Source organism: Vibrio sp. 9-16B-A1, from assembly GCF_056726165.1.
Map to the genome: position 1 here is coordinate 224,361 of NZ_JBSDZD010000006.1, position 13,524 is coordinate 237,884.

Sequence of the window (13,524 nt, forward strand, 5' to 3'; positions counted from 1 at the left end):
TTCCTCCTTGCTGAAATCAATTATTCTTCTTCGCCGAACCAGCAGATGTTACGGGCTGCCATGATCAGCTCGCCTGCACGCTCTTCGGTCAAACCTTCAATACCTTCCAGGTCATCAATACCCTGGTCAGCCAGATCTTCCAGACTTGCAACGCCTTTCGCTGCCAGTTTGAACGCCATTTCGCGCTCAAGACCTTCCAGACCCAGCAGGTCTTCAGCCGGCTCAAGACCATCAAACGACTCTTCCTGTGCCAGAGCCAGGGTAGTCAGGGCGTCTTTCGCACGCTGACGCAGCTCTTCGATGATCTCTTCGTTCAGACCGTCAACTTCAAGCAGCTCTGCAACCGGTACGTAAGCCACTTCTTCCAGAGTAGAGAAGCCTTCTTCAACCAGCAGCTCTGCAAAGTCCTGCTCGATGTCCAGGTGCTTGATAAAGGTTTCGATAGCAGCGCCTGCTTCTTCCTGGTGCTTCTTCTCCAGGTCCGCCACTGTCATTACGTTCAGTTCCCAGCCAGTCAGCTGAGATGCCAGACGTACGTTCTGACCGTTACGGCCGATAGCCTGAGCCAGATTATCTGCCTCTACAGCGATATCCATTGAGTTGGCATCTTCATCAACGATGATAGAAGCAACATCAGCAGGTGCCATCGCGTTGATCACGAACTGAGCCGGGTTGTCGTCCCACAGTACGATATCAATACGCTCGCCACCCAGCTCGCCAGATACAGCCTGTACACGAGCACCACGCATACCAACACACGCACCCACAGGGTCAATACGCTTGTCGTTGGTTTTCACTGCGATTTTCGCACGTGAACCCGGATCGCGTGCTGCGCCTTTCAGCTCGATGATCTCTTCAGCGATCTCAGGCACTTCCACACGGAACAGCTCAGCCAGCATTTCCGGCTTAGAACGGGTAATGAACAGCTGGAAACCACGCGCTTCTGGCGCTACGCGGTAAAGAAGACCACGTACACGGTCGCCCGGACGGAAGTTTTCACGCGGCAGCTGATCATCACGCAGGATAACCGCTTCAGCGTTGTTACCCAGGTCCAGGATGATGGTGTCACGGTTTACTTTCTTCACTACGCCGGTAACCAGGTCGCCTTCGTTGTCAATGAACTGCTCAACGATCTGCGCACGCTCAGCTTCACGTACTTTCTGTACGATAACCTGCTTGGCAGTCTGGGTAGTGATACGGTCGAAAGTTACTGATTCGATTTCGTCTTCGATGAAACCGCCCACTTCGATGGTTTCGTCTTCGTACTGTGCCGCTTCCAGAGAGATCTCTTTAGTCGGAGTTTCTACTTCTTCAACTGCCATCCAGCGACGGAAAGTTTCGAACTCACCGGTTTTACGGTCGATAGCAACACGCACGTCGATTTCGATCTCATGCTTCTTTTTAGTCGCTGTCGCCAGTGCGATTTCCAGTGCTTCAAAGATACGCTCACGAGGAACTGCTTTTTCGTTTGAAACAGCTTCAACAACCGCCAAAATTTCTTTGTTCATCTAATTAGCCTCTTCCAGACTTAAAATTTAGGGATCAGGTTCGCTTTTGAAATGTTGCTAAGTGCAAATTCTTCTTGTTGGCCGTCAACGGTCAGAGTTACAGTTTCGCCTTCGACGCCCTCGATAACCCCTTTCCACTTACGACGGTTGCCCATAGCCATTTTCAATACCAGGCTCACCTCGTGACCAATAAACTGCTGATAATGATCTGCTTTAAACAGTGGTCGCTCCAAACCCGGCGATGACACTTCCAGGTTATACGCCACAGAAATTGGATCTTCTACGTCCATTACCGCGCTTACCTGATGGCTTACTTCAGCGCAATCGTCCACATTGATACCATTTTCGTGGTCAATGTAGATACGCAGTGTTGAATGCTCACCTGCACGGATAAATTCCAGGCCAACCAACTCATAACCAGATGCCTCTACCGGCGCTTCCAGCATTTCTGTTAATTGTCTTTCTAAACCAGTCATGTTCTCACCTTTTGGATACACACAGTGCTGTGCGGTAACCACTCCAGAAACAAAAAAAGGGCCTATAGCCCAATCATTAAATCCAGCATCATCTGAAAAATGCTCAATTACAAAATTCAGATAACAAAAAACCCCGATTTAGTCGGGGTTTTTGATGCTTGACCCTGATGATGCTGATGTCGCCATCAGCCCGTAACTGCCTGCTTATTAAAGCATAGCTGCTACGCAAACTTGCTGGCCAAAAACTTTCAAGAATCAGTTGAAAGTATTGGTTGCGGGGGCCGGATTTGAACCGACGACCTTCGGGTTATGAGCCCGACGAGCTACCAAGCTGCTCCACCCCGCGTCCGACTGCTGAGCATTATACGCTCAACCTGACAAGTTTGTAAATCATGGTGCCGAGAGAGGGACTCGAACCCTCACACCAAAGGCACTAGCACCTCATGCTAGCGTGTCTACCAATTTCACCATCTCGGCTAAATTTTTTACTGAGGAATTTCGTCAGCGGCTGATGTTTCCGCCGGAACTTCACTCACTTTTTCGACAGTTTGTTCTGCTGCCTGACCCAGTGCTGCTTCGTCAAACTGAGAAACCTCAGCGTGACTTGACATGCGGCCAAGTGCCAAACTAACGATAAAAAATACGGTTGCAAGGATTGCTGTAGTTCGTGTCAGGAAGTTACCTGAACCGCCGGCACCAAATACTGTGTTTGATGCGCCCGCTCCGAACGAAGCACCCATGTCTGCGCCTTTACCTTGTTGAATCAACACCAGGCCAATAATACCAATCGCTGCCAACAGGTAAATCACAAGCAGAATCGTATGCATATTTCCACCTATGTTCCAAATTGTTGAGCCAGCGAAGTCTTCATCCGAGGACAAGGCTAGCGCGCTTTCCATCCGAAAGCGGAAAGCATACTAACCAAACCCAACTAAGCTGACAAGCAAAAATTCACGAAAATGTAAGAGTTAAGGTTTGTTTGATTAAAAATCTATCGATTTTAGGCGCTGGGCTCTGGGCTCGCGGCTCTGGGCGTTTCACAAGCCCACAAACTGGCTCATTTACCTGAGTTACAGCAGGAGAAGACAGGACGTTTGCAACGAAACGCCCCACCGGCTCCCCCAGTGCCCAGTGCCAAGCGCCCAGAGCCTTCGATTAACAGCTTTCTTTTACAGCTGCCGCAATATCCAGCGCTGATTTCTGTACCAGCTCTGCATCTTCGCCTTCTACCATAACCCGGATCAGTGGCTCGGTGCCGGATTTACGCAGTAAAACGCGGCCCTTGTCACCCAGTTCGGCTTCTGCTTTTGCTGTTGCGGCTTTCACTGCACCGGCTTCAAGTGGGTTGTTCTCACCGGCAAAGCGTACGTTTTCCAGTACCTGCGGGTAGAGGGTCATACCGCTGGCCAGTTCGTTCAGGCTCATGCCGCTGCCAATCACTGATGCCAGCACCTGAAGCGCGGCTACGATAGCGTCACCTGTGGTGACTTTATCAAGCAGGATCACGTGGCCTGAGTTTTCAGCACCAATCTTCCAGCCTTTCGCCAGCAGCTGCTCCATTACATAGCGGTCACCGACGGCTGCACGAACAAACGGGATACCAAGCTGCTTGAGGCCGTTTTCCATGCCCAGGTTGGTCATAAGGGTACCGACAACGCCACCCTTCAGCTCACCACGGCGCAGGGCGTCACGGGCGATGATGTAAGCGATCTGGTCACCGTCTACCTTGTTACCCAGATGGTCAACCATGATGATGCGGTCACCGTCACCGTCAAATGCAAGACCAAGGTGAGCCTGCTCTTCAACCACACGCTTTTGCAGCGCGCGAACATCCGTTGCACCCACTTCGTGGTTAATGTTGATACCGTTTGGCTCGCAGCCCATAGCGATCACTTCTGCGCCCAGCTCGCTGAACACGTTTGGTGCGATGTGGTAAGTCGCACCGTGAGCACAGTCGACCACGATCTTCAGCTCAGCCAGGCTCAGCTCTGACGGGAAAGTGCCTTTACAGAACTCGATGTAACGGCCGGCAGCATCATCAAGACGGGTGGCTTTACCCAGCAGGGCTGACTCCACACACTCGATCTCTTTATCCAGCTCAGCTTCGATTGCCAGTTCGATATCATCCGGCAGTTTGGTGCCCTCTGATGAGAAGAACTTGATACCGTTATCGTAATAAGGGTTATGTGACGCAGAGATCACAATGCCCGCTTCAGCGCGGAAGGTCTGAGTCAGGTACGCAACAGCCGGAGTCGGCATTGGGCCGGTAAAGGTCGCTTTCAGGCCGGCAGCCGCCAGACCCGCTTCCAGCGCAGATTCCAGCATGTAACCTGAGATGCGGGTATCCTTACCAATGATGACTTTCTTTGTGCCCTGTTTTGCCAGTACGCGACCTGCAGCCCAGCCAAGCTTAAGTACAAAATCCGGTGTGATTGGGTACTGGCCAACCTTGCCACGTACACCATCGGTACCAAAATAGCGTCGTTCAGACATAGTATTTCCTTAATTTATTATTGATTTGTCCGGGTCATGGTAACAATGCGCATCGCGTCGGCGGTTTGCTCTGCATCATGTACCCGTATAATTTGCGCACCTTTCATGGCGGCGATGGTCGCGCAGGCGACACTGCCTGCCATACAATCCGCTGGTGCTTTATCAAGCAGCTTAAAAATCATTGATTTGCGCGACATTCCCGCCAGCAGCGGCAGTCCAAAACGGTGGAACTGTTCCAAGTTTGCCAGCAGGGTGTAGTTATGCTCCAGGGTTTTACCAAAACCAAAACCCGGGTCAAGGATCAGCTGAGATTTATCAATCCCGGCCGCCTCGCACGCTGCAACGCGCTCCTGCAGAAACTCGCCCACATCGGCCAGCAGGTCCTGGTATTCCGGACTGGCCTGCATGGTACGCGGCTGACCCTGCATGTGCATCAGACACACCGGCACACCGGCTTTCGCGGCCACTTCCAGAGCGCCCGGTTCCTGCAGTGCGCGAACATCATTAATAATGTCCGCACCGGCTTCCACCGCCTGACGCATCACTTCTGCTTTGCTGGTATCGACTGAAATCCAGACGTCACTGAATGTACGCAGAGCTTTAATTGCAGGAATAACCCGCTCCAGTTCCTCTTCCAGCGACACATCCGGTGCCCCCGGACGGGTGGATTCACCACCGATATCGATAATGGTGGCACCGGCGGCAATCATCGCCCTGGCGTGCTCCATAGCGTTTTCGAGGTGATTAAAACGTCCGCCATCGGAAAATGAGTCCGGAGTGACGTTGAGGATCCCCATTACCTGAGGAACAGAGAGGTCGAGAACTTTAGAGTTTGCTTTTAAAATCATATCGTCCACAAACACAAAAACCCCGGGCATACCCGGGGTTCAATTTAACAAATCAGCGATTAAGCGTCTTTATCTGTGCCATCTTCGTTTTGAGATGGTTGCTCTTCAGGCGCATTTTCCGGCTTGGCTTCAGCCTCAGGCTCAGCTTTTGCCTGATTCGATGCTTCCTGAGCGGCAGTCTGCTCACCCCAGCCCGCAGGCTCACGGATTTCAGCCTTACGCTCCATCAGATCATCAATCTGACCCGCGTCGATGGTTTCGTACTTCATCAGAGCATCTTTCATCGCGTGCATGATATCCATGTTCTCTTCAAGGATCTTCTTCGCACGGGCATAGTTAGTGTCGATCAGATGGCGAACTTCGTCATCGATAAGCTTGGCAGTATCATCAGACATATGCTTGGTCTGAGTTACGCTGCGGCCCAGGAACACTTCGCCTTCGTCTTCTGCGTACAGCAAAGGACCGAGTTTTTCAGAGAAGCCCCACTGCGTCACCATCTTACGCGCGATATCAGTAGCACGCTCGATATCGTTCGATGCACCGGTAGAGACTTTATCTGCACCGTAGATGATCTCTTCCGCCAGACGACCGCCGTACAGGCTTGAGATCATAGACTCAAGGTGCTGACGGGACATGCTCACGCGATCCTGCTCAGGCAGATACATAGTCACACCAAGGGCACGGCCACGCGGAATGATAGATACTTTGTAAACCGGATCGTGCTCAGGCACCAGACGACCAACGATAGCGTGACCCGCTTCGTGGTAGGCTGTCGACTCTTTGGTCTCCTCAGACATCACCATAGAGCGGCGCTCTGCACCCATCATGATTTTGTCTTTCGCCAGTTCGAACTCCACCATGGAAACGTTGCGCTTGTTACCGCGCGCAGCAAACAGGGCTGCTTCGTTCACCAGGTTAGCCAGGTCTGCACCAGAGAAGCCTGGAGTACCACGTGCAATCAGGGATGGTTCAACATCACCGGCCAGCGGCACTTTACGCATGTGTACTTTCAGGATCTGCTCACGACCGCGAACATCCGGAAGACCAACCACAACCTGACGGTCAAAACGGCCAGGACGCAGCAGCGCAGGGTCCAGTACATCAGGACGGTTGGTTGCCGCGATAACGATAATACCTTCGTTACCTTCGAAACCATCCATCTCAACCAGCATCTGGTTCAGGGTCTGCTCACGCTCATCGTGACCACCACCTACACCAGCACCACGCTGACGGCCTACCGCATCGATCTCATCGATAAAGATGATACAAGGCGCGGCTTTCTTCGCCTGTTCAAACATGTCACGTACACGGGATGCACCAACACCAACGAACATTTCTACGAAATCAGAACCAGAAATCGTGAAGAACGGCACTTTCGCCTCACCTGCAATTGCTTTCGCCAGCAGAGTTTTACCTGTACCCGGAGGACCAACCATCAGAACACCAGTCGGGATCTTACCGCCCAGCTTCTGGAAACGGCTTGGATCGCGCAGGTAATCTACCAGCTCTTTCACGTCTTCTTTGGCTTCATCACAGCCTGCAACGTCGCCGAACGTGGTTTTGATTTGCTCTTCGCTCATCATACGCGCCTTGCTCTTACCGAACGACATGGCGCCTTTGCCACCGCCGCCCTGCATCTGGCGCATAAAGAAAATCCACACACCGATAAGCAGAATCATCGGGAACCATGAAATAAAGATGGTGCCCAGCAGGCTCTGCTCTTCCGGTGGTGTACCCACTACTTTCACGTTCTGGTTGATCAGATCATCAAGCAGTTTGTTGTCGTACACCGGCATATAGGTGACGTAACGCGAGTTATCACGACGGTAGAAGACGATCTCCCTGTCTTTAAACTGCGCTTCCCGAATCTGGCCTTGGCCAACTTCCTGTACGAATGTGGTGTAATCCACTGTTCTGCCATTGTTTTCCCCAGGGCCAAAGCTCTGGAACACTGACATCAGCACTACGGCGATCACAAGCCACAATATTAAATTTTTTGCCATGTCACTCAAGGTGTCAGCCTCGCGATAACTATTTGTAATTAAAAGGTAGGGTACTACAGTTTCTCGGCTGTAGCCACAGTGTTAATTTGTAACCAGGTATTAGCCTTTATAACCGGTAGCCACGATGTAGACTTCGCGTGAGCGTGCCCGGGATGAATCCGGTTTACGGATTTTCACCACCTTAAACATGTCACGGACATCTTTCATGTACTGGTCAAAGCCTTCCCCCTGGAAAACCTTAACCACAAAGCTACCACCCGGGGCCAGTACCTGTCGACACATATCCAGTGCCAGTTCAACAAGATACATAGCGCGTGGCTGATCCACCGCCAGGTTACCGGCCATGTTTGGTGCCATATCAGACATCACCACATCGACCATATCCGGCTGAATACGCTCAAGCAATGCATCCAGTACCGCCTCCTCACGGAAGTCCCCCTGAAGAAATGCCACACCGGCAATTGAGTCCATCGGCAGAATGTCACAGGCAATCACCTGACCTTCCTGACCGACAATCTTTGCCGCATACTGTGACCAGCCACCTGGCGCTGCACCAAGGTCAACCACGGTCTGGCCCGGCTTCAGAAGTTTGTCTTTGTCCTGAATTTCTTCAATTTTAAAGATAGCACGCGAACGATAGCCCTTCTTTTTGGCTTCATTTACGTACTTGTCATCAAAGTGTTCTTTCAACCATCGGCCTGAGCTGGCCGAGTGCTTTTGTTTACTCATTTGAATCCTGTTTCGCTCTGTTGGCTGCTGCCCCGTCTGTCCGGTAATTGAATAAACGGTAGTCTTCCAGCATAGATGGCGTTAAAATGCGGGTTTTCAACCCTAATAGTAAAGAAATTTGGCCGCATAATGAACCTAAGCACAAAACAAAAGCAGCATCTCAAAGGCCTGGCACACAGTCTGAAACCTGTAGTGCTGATGGGCGCAAATGGATTAACTGAGGCCGTGCTTGCAGAAATCGAAATCGCTCTGGACCACCACGAGCTGATCAAGGTGAAAGTCGCGTCAGAAGACCGCGAAACCAAAAACCTGATCATCGACGCTATCGTACGCGAAACCAAAGCGGAAAAAGTACAAACCATCGGTAAAACCCTGGTTCTGTTCCGCCAGTCTGAAGCGCGTAAGATCGAGCTGCCGCGTAAATAAAGGCTCTGGGCTCTGGGCTCTGGGCTCTGGGCTCTGGGCTCTGGGCAAGAAAAAAGAAAAGGTCGCATTATGCGACCTTTTTTGTATCCGCTGTCAGTGAAACGCCGCCCTTCCGCGAACCACGTCCCACGAACCTCGCGACCGCGATTAAATATACTCAACCTTATCGATTTCGTAATCTTTCGCGCCACCCGGGGTGTTAATAGAGACTTCATCGCCTTCCATCTTACCGATAAGGCCGCGTGCGATTGGTGAGCTGACAGAAATCTTGCCTGCTTTAATATCCGCTTCGTCGTCACCGACGATCTGGTAAGTGTGCTCCTGGTCAGTATCAATATCAATAAGCGACACTGTAGTACCGAAAATCACTTTACCTGTGTTTTCCATCTTGGTTACGTCAATAACCTGAGCAACAGACAGCTTGTATTCAATGTCACGGATCTGAGCTTCACAGATACCCTGCTCTTCACGGGCAGCGTGGTATTCCGCGTTCTCTTTAAGGTCGCCCAGCTCACGGGCTTCAGCGATAGCTTCAGAAATCAGCGGACGGCGCTTCATCAGCACTTCCAGTTCTTCACGCAGCTTTTTCTCGCCGCTGGTCGTCATTGGGACTTTTTCCATTGGTAACCTCATAGCTAAAGACAAGGGCATGCCCTTTCTTCAGGCAACAAAAAACCCACTCGCACCAACAGTGGTTCAAGTGAGGCAAATTCAAAAACAGATTTTCTCTAGTGTAATAAAAGTTGCTCAGCAGGTCACCTAAAAAGCGTGGTCCCGATCACATTTCGCCTTTCATTCAGGGGGTTAATCATTTTGCGTAATACAATTTATAAAATAATCAAAGCTCACAAATCGGGTTGAAATCCCGGGCCAAAACAAAAAACATTATCAAATACAGCTTTTATATAAACGAACACAAAACACACAAACCATTGTTTAGATTGAAATTTAAAGATAAAAAAAGATAATAAAACAGTGTTCAGTCAGAGCTTTTACAACATTTTACTACCCTCACAGTGAACTTTAGGGGTACAACTCTCCCACCAACGAAATGCGAGTGATGTCACGGGCATTATTGCTGCCGGGTATTGGCGCATTTCATTTAGCAGAGCGGACCCTCCCGCCTGCTTAATTTATGGACTATCAATTAGGACTTAGAAAGCAATGAACAAAAAACTGATTGCTCTGGCTGTTGCTGCAGCTGCAAGCACCGGCGCTACTGCTGCTGAAATCGCAAAAACTGACGCATCTACTATCGAAATGGGCGGCCGTGTTGAAGCACGTCTGGCTCTGCAAGACGGTAAAGTAGAAGACCAGTCTCGCGTACGTCTGAACTTCCTGGGTAAAACTCAGCTGACTGACGAACTGTACGGTCTGGGTTTCTACGAGGGTGAATACAATGCAACTAAGTACGACGACTCTAAAACCAAAGCGAAAAAAGACTCTGACACTCTGGAGCACCGTTACATGTTCGCTGGTATCGGCGGCAACTTCGGTGAAATCACCATGGGTACTGTTAAAGGTTCTCTGGCTGCAGTAACTGACTTCACTGATATCATGGCTTACCACGGTAACGGTGCAGCTCCTAAGTTCGACGTAGCTGACCGTCCAGACCGCTCTATCGCTTACGCTGGTGAGTTCAACGGTTTTGAAATCCGTGCTAACTACGCATTCGCTTCTGCAACCCGTGCTGATGCAAACAAAGACACTGTAGCTAAGAGCGACGAGAACGAAGGTTACGCGCTTTCTGGTATCTACAACATCGGCGAAACTGGCGCTCGTGTAACAGCGGCTTACGCTAAGCAAAACGGCCACGTATTTGACAACCAAGTAACTGATGCATCTGAGTACATGCTGGGTGCTTCATACGCGTTTGGTGACTTCTACGTTGCAGGTCTTTACACTCGTGCAGATTATGATGTAAAAGCGTCTTCTGACGAGCTGAAACAAAACGGTTACGAACTCGCTGCTGCTTACACCCTGGGTCAGGCTAAGTTCACCACTACTTACAACCGTTCAGACCTAGACGATGGTTCTGAAAAAGAAGCAAACGTAGACGCGTTCGCTGTTGATGCAACTTACTTCTTCAACGCTAACTTCCGTTCTTACGTTTCTTACGAGTTCAACCTGCTGAAAGAAGACAAAGTTGGTAAGTTCGCTTCTCAGGACCAGGCTGTACTGGGTCTGCGTTACGACTTCTAATTTGGCTTTCAGCTAAATATGAATCCCAAAAACGTCCGCTTTTACGGGCGTTTTTTTATGCCTGTCCCCCCATATCCTGCCCTGCTATAATTAACAGCCCGGAAACACTTGGCTGGAAACCCTGTTATGCGAATTTGGCTGCTGCTTTGCGCCCTTGTCAGTACTACCGTGCTGGCAGAGACTGGATTAAACAAACTGCCCCCGGGCAGCCGTGCGAGCCTGGTGACCGCCGATCTCAGCGGCAGCGAGCTGGAAGTGAATCATACCCAGTTGTTTCCCCCTGCCAGCACCATGAAGATACTGACCGCACTGGCCGCTAAGTTTGAGCTGGGCGATGCGTTTCGTTTTGAGACCCGTATAGAGCGTATTGGCTCAGAATACGTGATCCGCTTCAGCGGCGATCCAACCCTGACCAACGAGCACCTCAGCGCCCTTATCCGTCAGGCCAAAGCCGGCGGCATGACCAACCCTTCCAATCTCTACCTGGATGCCAGCATTTTTACCGGTTATGAGCGTGGTGTGGGCTGGCCATGGGACGTACTTGGTGTCTGCTACAGTGCACCGGCCAGTGCGATTACCCTGGACAGAAACTGCGTTCAGGCTTCGGTTAAAAACCTGAAGAGCGGCCGTACTCAGGTTTATGTGCCTGAGCACCAGCCGATCTCTGTTTCCACCATGGCGATTGCACTGAACAAAGTGGCCAAGAAATCCCGTCAGTGCGAACTGGAACTGACCACCACCAAAGGCAACAACTACCACCTCTCCGGCTGTATGCTGAAGCGGGATAAGCCGCTGCCACTTAAGTTTGCCCTGCAGGATACCTATGACTACACCCGCCAGGTGCTGGAACGGATCCTGAAAGAGAACGGAGTAAAACTGAGAGGTCAGATCCGCCAGCGTAACGTTAAACAGCAGGGAGTCATGGTCGCCAGCCACCGTTCAGAGCCTCTGAGCAATCTGCTCGATACCATGCTGAAAAAGTCTGACAACCTGATCGCAGACAATCTGACCAAAACCCTCGGCGCGCACTTCTTCCACCAGCCTGGCAGCTTTAATAACGGCACCGAAGCGATCAAGCAGATCCTCTACAGTCATACCGGCATCGACCTGGAGCACGCGGTACTGGCCGATGGTTCAGGTCTGTCACGCAACAACCGCCTGACCGCCCAGGACATGGCGCAGGTGCTGGAATACATCTGGCAAAACGATAAGCAGCTGGATTTCATCAGGCTGCTGCCGGTCGCTGGTGAGAGTGGCACGCTGAAGTACCGCCGCAGCATGCGCCAGGAGCCGGTAAAAGGTCACCTTCAGGCAAAGAGTGGCTCACTGTACGGTACTTATAATATGGCGGGATATGTGGTGGATGATAAAGGCCAGCCACAAAGCCTGTTTGTTCAGTTTGTCAGTGACTACCACCCAATAAAAAGGGACGATGCGCCAAAGACGCCCGCCCCGATTTATCAGTTTGAACAGCAGTTCTATAACGAGCTGGTTAAGACAGCCCGAGGAAGTGGTTCACCACAGTAAAGTAGATCCAGATCCCCGAAATATCGACCACTGACGCCAGCACCGGGCTGACCAGTACCGCCGGGTCAAGGTTACAGGCCCGGGCCAGGATCGGCAGCAAACCGCCGAGAGTGGTCGACAGCGTGACCTGAATAAACAGCGCCACCGAGATTGCAATGGCAATGGTATTCAGGTCAAACCCGCCCGTTGAACTCTCACCGCTGAACAGCAGCACCCGCATCATGATCACCAGAGCGATCACCGCCGCCAGGCAAAGCGCAATCCGGCTCTCTTTCCACAGCACATGCAGCCACTGACGCTTTTTAAGCTCACCGGTTGCCAGCGCCCTGATAACCAGGGTTGCCGCCTGTGAGCCGGTATTACCACCCGCTGCCGCGATCACCGGCATATAGACAGCAAGCAGTACCAGCTGGCTCAGGGTGTCTTCATACTGGGCGATAATCAGGCCCGATACGATACCCAACAGAGCCAGGGCCACAATCCAGCCGACCCGCTGACGAAAGTGAGCGAGCACACTGGTCGCCAGATAATCCTGAGCAGTTTCCGCCTCAGAAAAGTTCAGACCCAGCTGCATAGCATAATGACGGGCTCGCTTGTTGTGCCCCTGCTCTTCAAGTTTTTGTAAATACCAGTGCACATTGGTCACTTTGCACTGATGTAATATCTCAACCGCTTCTTCAATCGGCATTACCGTTAAAAGGTGAAGCTGAGTTTCCTGGTCATACTGACGAAACGCGCTGTGCGCTGCGCCGATTTCCTCTGCTGAATACAGAGTAGAATGAATTACCGTCATGGCGAATCTCCCGATTAGCTGGTAACGACCAAATAAGAGCGCTGGGTCCTGGGTCCTGGGTCCTGGGTCCTGGGTCCTGGGTCCTGCAAGCAGGTTTACCGGTACTAAAGCCTGGTGCCTAGTACCTAGTACCTAGTACCTAGTACCTAGTACCTAGTACCTAGTACCTAGTACCTAGTACCTAGTACCTAGTACCTAGTACCGGAAGCGTAGCGCCCTTAAAGCAATAAACAGGAGAAAAATACGAGGGGAAAATTTGAAAAGTTATCCCTGCCGCTCAGGCAGGGCGGAGTCGCCAATACCGAAGCGGTTTATTTTTCTCCCTTACTACTTGGGGGATGGTCGGTATTGTTCATGTTTAACTCCAAAAGTAGCTGCACTTTGCAGCGCGGGTATTATATAGGCGGGATGCGGAAGAGGCAAAGGGAAAATGGGTTCTGGGTTCTGGGTTCTGGGTTCTGGGTTCTGGGTTCTGGGTTCTGGGTTCTGGGTTCTGGGTTCTGGGTTCTGGGTTCTGCA

The 13,524-nt window shown here is 51.3% G+C and carries 12 protein-coding genes and 2 tRNA genes; 3 read left to right on the plus strand and 11 right to left on the minus strand.

Translation table 11 applies throughout. From position 1 onward, the window contains the following. Positions 1–20: 20 nt before the first annotated feature. The 9 genes from nusA to rlmE all read right to left on the minus strand — a co-directional run bounded on the left by nusA (position 21) and on the right by rlmE (position 8,057). A complete protein-coding gene (nusA, locus tag ACVB80_RS12225; protein WP_481081562.1) occupies positions 21–1,508 on the minus strand; it encodes a transcription termination factor NusA in 1,488 nt (495 codons plus the stop codon). Between the two features lie 20 nt (positions 1,509–1,528). Beyond that, positions 1,529–1,984 carry a ribosome maturation factor RimP gene (rimP, locus tag ACVB80_RS12230; protein WP_481081563.1) on the minus strand — a complete coding sequence of 152 codons (456 nt, stop codon included), beginning with the start codon at positions 1,982–1,984 and terminating at the stop codon, positions 1,529–1,531. A gap of 269 nt (positions 1,985–2,253) precedes the next feature. Beyond that, positions 2,254–2,330, minus strand: a tRNA-Met gene (locus ACVB80_RS12235). 47 nt (positions 2,331–2,377) lie between these two features. Beyond that, a tRNA-Leu gene (locus tag ACVB80_RS12240) sits at positions 2,378–2,461 on the minus strand. Between the two features lie 8 nt (positions 2,462–2,469). Then, the gene (gene secG / locus ACVB80_RS12245) at positions 2,470–2,811 is read right to left on the minus strand and encodes a preprotein translocase subunit SecG (protein ID WP_481081625.1); all 342 of its coding nucleotides are present in this window, start codon (positions 2,809–2,811) and stop codon (positions 2,470–2,472) included. A gap of 328 nt (positions 2,812–3,139) precedes the next feature. Then, positions 3,140–4,477, minus strand: coding sequence for a phosphoglucosamine mutase (gene glmM / locus ACVB80_RS12250; protein ID WP_481081564.1), 1,338 nt, complete (start codon positions 4,475–4,477; stop codon positions 3,140–3,142). Positions 4,478–4,494: 17 nt separating this feature from the next. Further along, on the minus strand, positions 4,495–5,325 hold the full coding sequence (gene folP, locus ACVB80_RS12255) for a dihydropteroate synthase (RefSeq protein WP_481081565.1): 831 nt from the start codon (positions 5,323–5,325) through the stop codon (positions 4,495–4,497). 59 nt (positions 5,326–5,384) lie between these two features. Then, positions 5,385–7,328, minus strand: a complete 1,944-nt coding sequence (gene ftsH, locus ACVB80_RS12260; RefSeq protein WP_481081566.1) for an ATP-dependent zinc metalloprotease FtsH — start codon at positions 7,326–7,328, stop codon at positions 5,385–5,387. A gap of 99 nt (positions 7,329–7,427) precedes the next feature. Beyond that, positions 7,428–8,057 (minus strand): 23S rRNA (uridine(2552)-2'-O)-methyltransferase RlmE, encoded by a 630-nt coding sequence (gene rlmE / locus ACVB80_RS12265; protein ID WP_481081567.1) that lies wholly within the window; start codon positions 8,055–8,057, stop codon positions 7,428–7,430. A 129-nt stretch (positions 8,058–8,186) separates the two neighbouring features. On the opposite strand from rlmE, the gene yhbY reads away from it, so the two are divergent. Then, positions 8,187–8,483: a ribosome assembly RNA-binding protein YhbY gene (yhbY, locus tag ACVB80_RS12270; protein ID WP_481081568.1), complete on the plus strand. Its 297-nt coding sequence runs from the start codon at positions 8,187–8,189 to the stop codon at positions 8,481–8,483. A gap of 147 nt (positions 8,484–8,630) precedes the next feature. Here yhbY and greA read toward each other — a convergent pair whose 3' ends face one another. Then, positions 8,631–9,104: a transcription elongation factor GreA gene (gene greA, locus ACVB80_RS12275; RefSeq protein ID WP_481081569.1), complete on the minus strand. Its 474-nt coding sequence runs from the start codon at positions 9,102–9,104 to the stop codon at positions 8,631–8,633. 543 nt (positions 9,105–9,647) lie between these two features. Between greA and ACVB80_RS12280 the strand changes: the two genes are divergently transcribed. Together ACVB80_RS12280 and dacB are read left to right on the plus strand one after the other, a co-directional pair. After that, complete coding sequence (locus ACVB80_RS12280; protein ID WP_481081570.1) at positions 9,648–10,685, plus strand: porin; 1,038 nt, start codon at positions 9,648–9,650, stop codon at positions 10,683–10,685. A gap of 126 nt (positions 10,686–10,811) precedes the next feature. Continuing rightward, positions 10,812–12,212 (plus strand): serine-type D-Ala-D-Ala carboxypeptidase, encoded by a 1,401-nt coding sequence (gene dacB / locus ACVB80_RS12285; protein WP_481081571.1) that lies wholly within the window; start codon positions 10,812–10,814, stop codon positions 12,210–12,212. Here the strand turns inward: dacB and ACVB80_RS12290 are convergent. Beyond that, positions 12,178–13,005 carry a magnesium transporter gene (locus ACVB80_RS12290; RefSeq protein ID WP_481081572.1) on the minus strand — a complete coding sequence of 276 codons (828 nt, stop codon included), beginning with the start codon at positions 13,003–13,005 and terminating at the stop codon, positions 12,178–12,180. The genes dacB and ACVB80_RS12290 overlap by 35 nt on opposite strands. Positions 13,006–13,524: the final 519 nt, after the last annotated feature.

Coding starts and splice junctions, on each gene's coding strand:
- secG (WP_481081625.1), bottom strand. CDS start 2,811: ATGCATACGATTCTGCTTGTGATTTACCTGTTGGCAGCGATTGGTATT.
- folP (WP_481081565.1), bottom strand. CDS start 5,325: ATGATTTTAAAAGCAAACTCTAAAGTTCTCGACCTCTCTGTTCCTCAG.
- ACVB80_RS12280 (WP_481081570.1), top strand. CDS start 9,648: ATGAACAAAAAACTGATTGCTCTGGCTGTTGCTGCAGCTGCAAGCACC.
- greA (WP_481081569.1), bottom strand. CDS start 9,104: ATGGAAAAAGTCCCAATGACGACCAGCGGCGAGAAAAAGCTGCGTGAA.
- yhbY (WP_481081568.1), top strand. CDS start 8,187: ATGAACCTAAGCACAAAACAAAAGCAGCATCTCAAAGGCCTGGCACAC.
- ftsH (WP_481081566.1), bottom strand. CDS start 7,328: ATGGCAAAAAATTTAATATTGTGGCTTGTGATCGCCGTAGTGCTGATG.
- nusA (WP_481081562.1), bottom strand. CDS start 1,508: ATGAACAAAGAAATTTTGGCGGTTGTTGAAGCTGTTTCAAACGAAAAA.
- rimP (WP_481081563.1), bottom strand. CDS start 1,984: ATGACTGGTTTAGAAAGACAATTAACAGAAATGCTGGAAGCGCCGGTA.
- ACVB80_RS12290 (WP_481081572.1), bottom strand. CDS start 13,005: ATGACGGTAATTCATTCTACTCTGTATTCAGCAGAGGAAATCGGCGCA.
- dacB (WP_481081571.1), top strand. CDS start 10,812: ATGCGAATTTGGCTGCTGCTTTGCGCCCTTGTCAGTACTACCGTGCTG.
- glmM (WP_481081564.1), bottom strand. CDS start 4,477: ATGTCTGAACGACGCTATTTTGGTACCGATGGTGTACGTGGCAAGGTT.
- rlmE (WP_481081567.1), bottom strand. CDS start 8,057: ATGAGTAAACAAAAGCACTCGGCCAGCTCAGGCCGATGGTTGAAAGAA.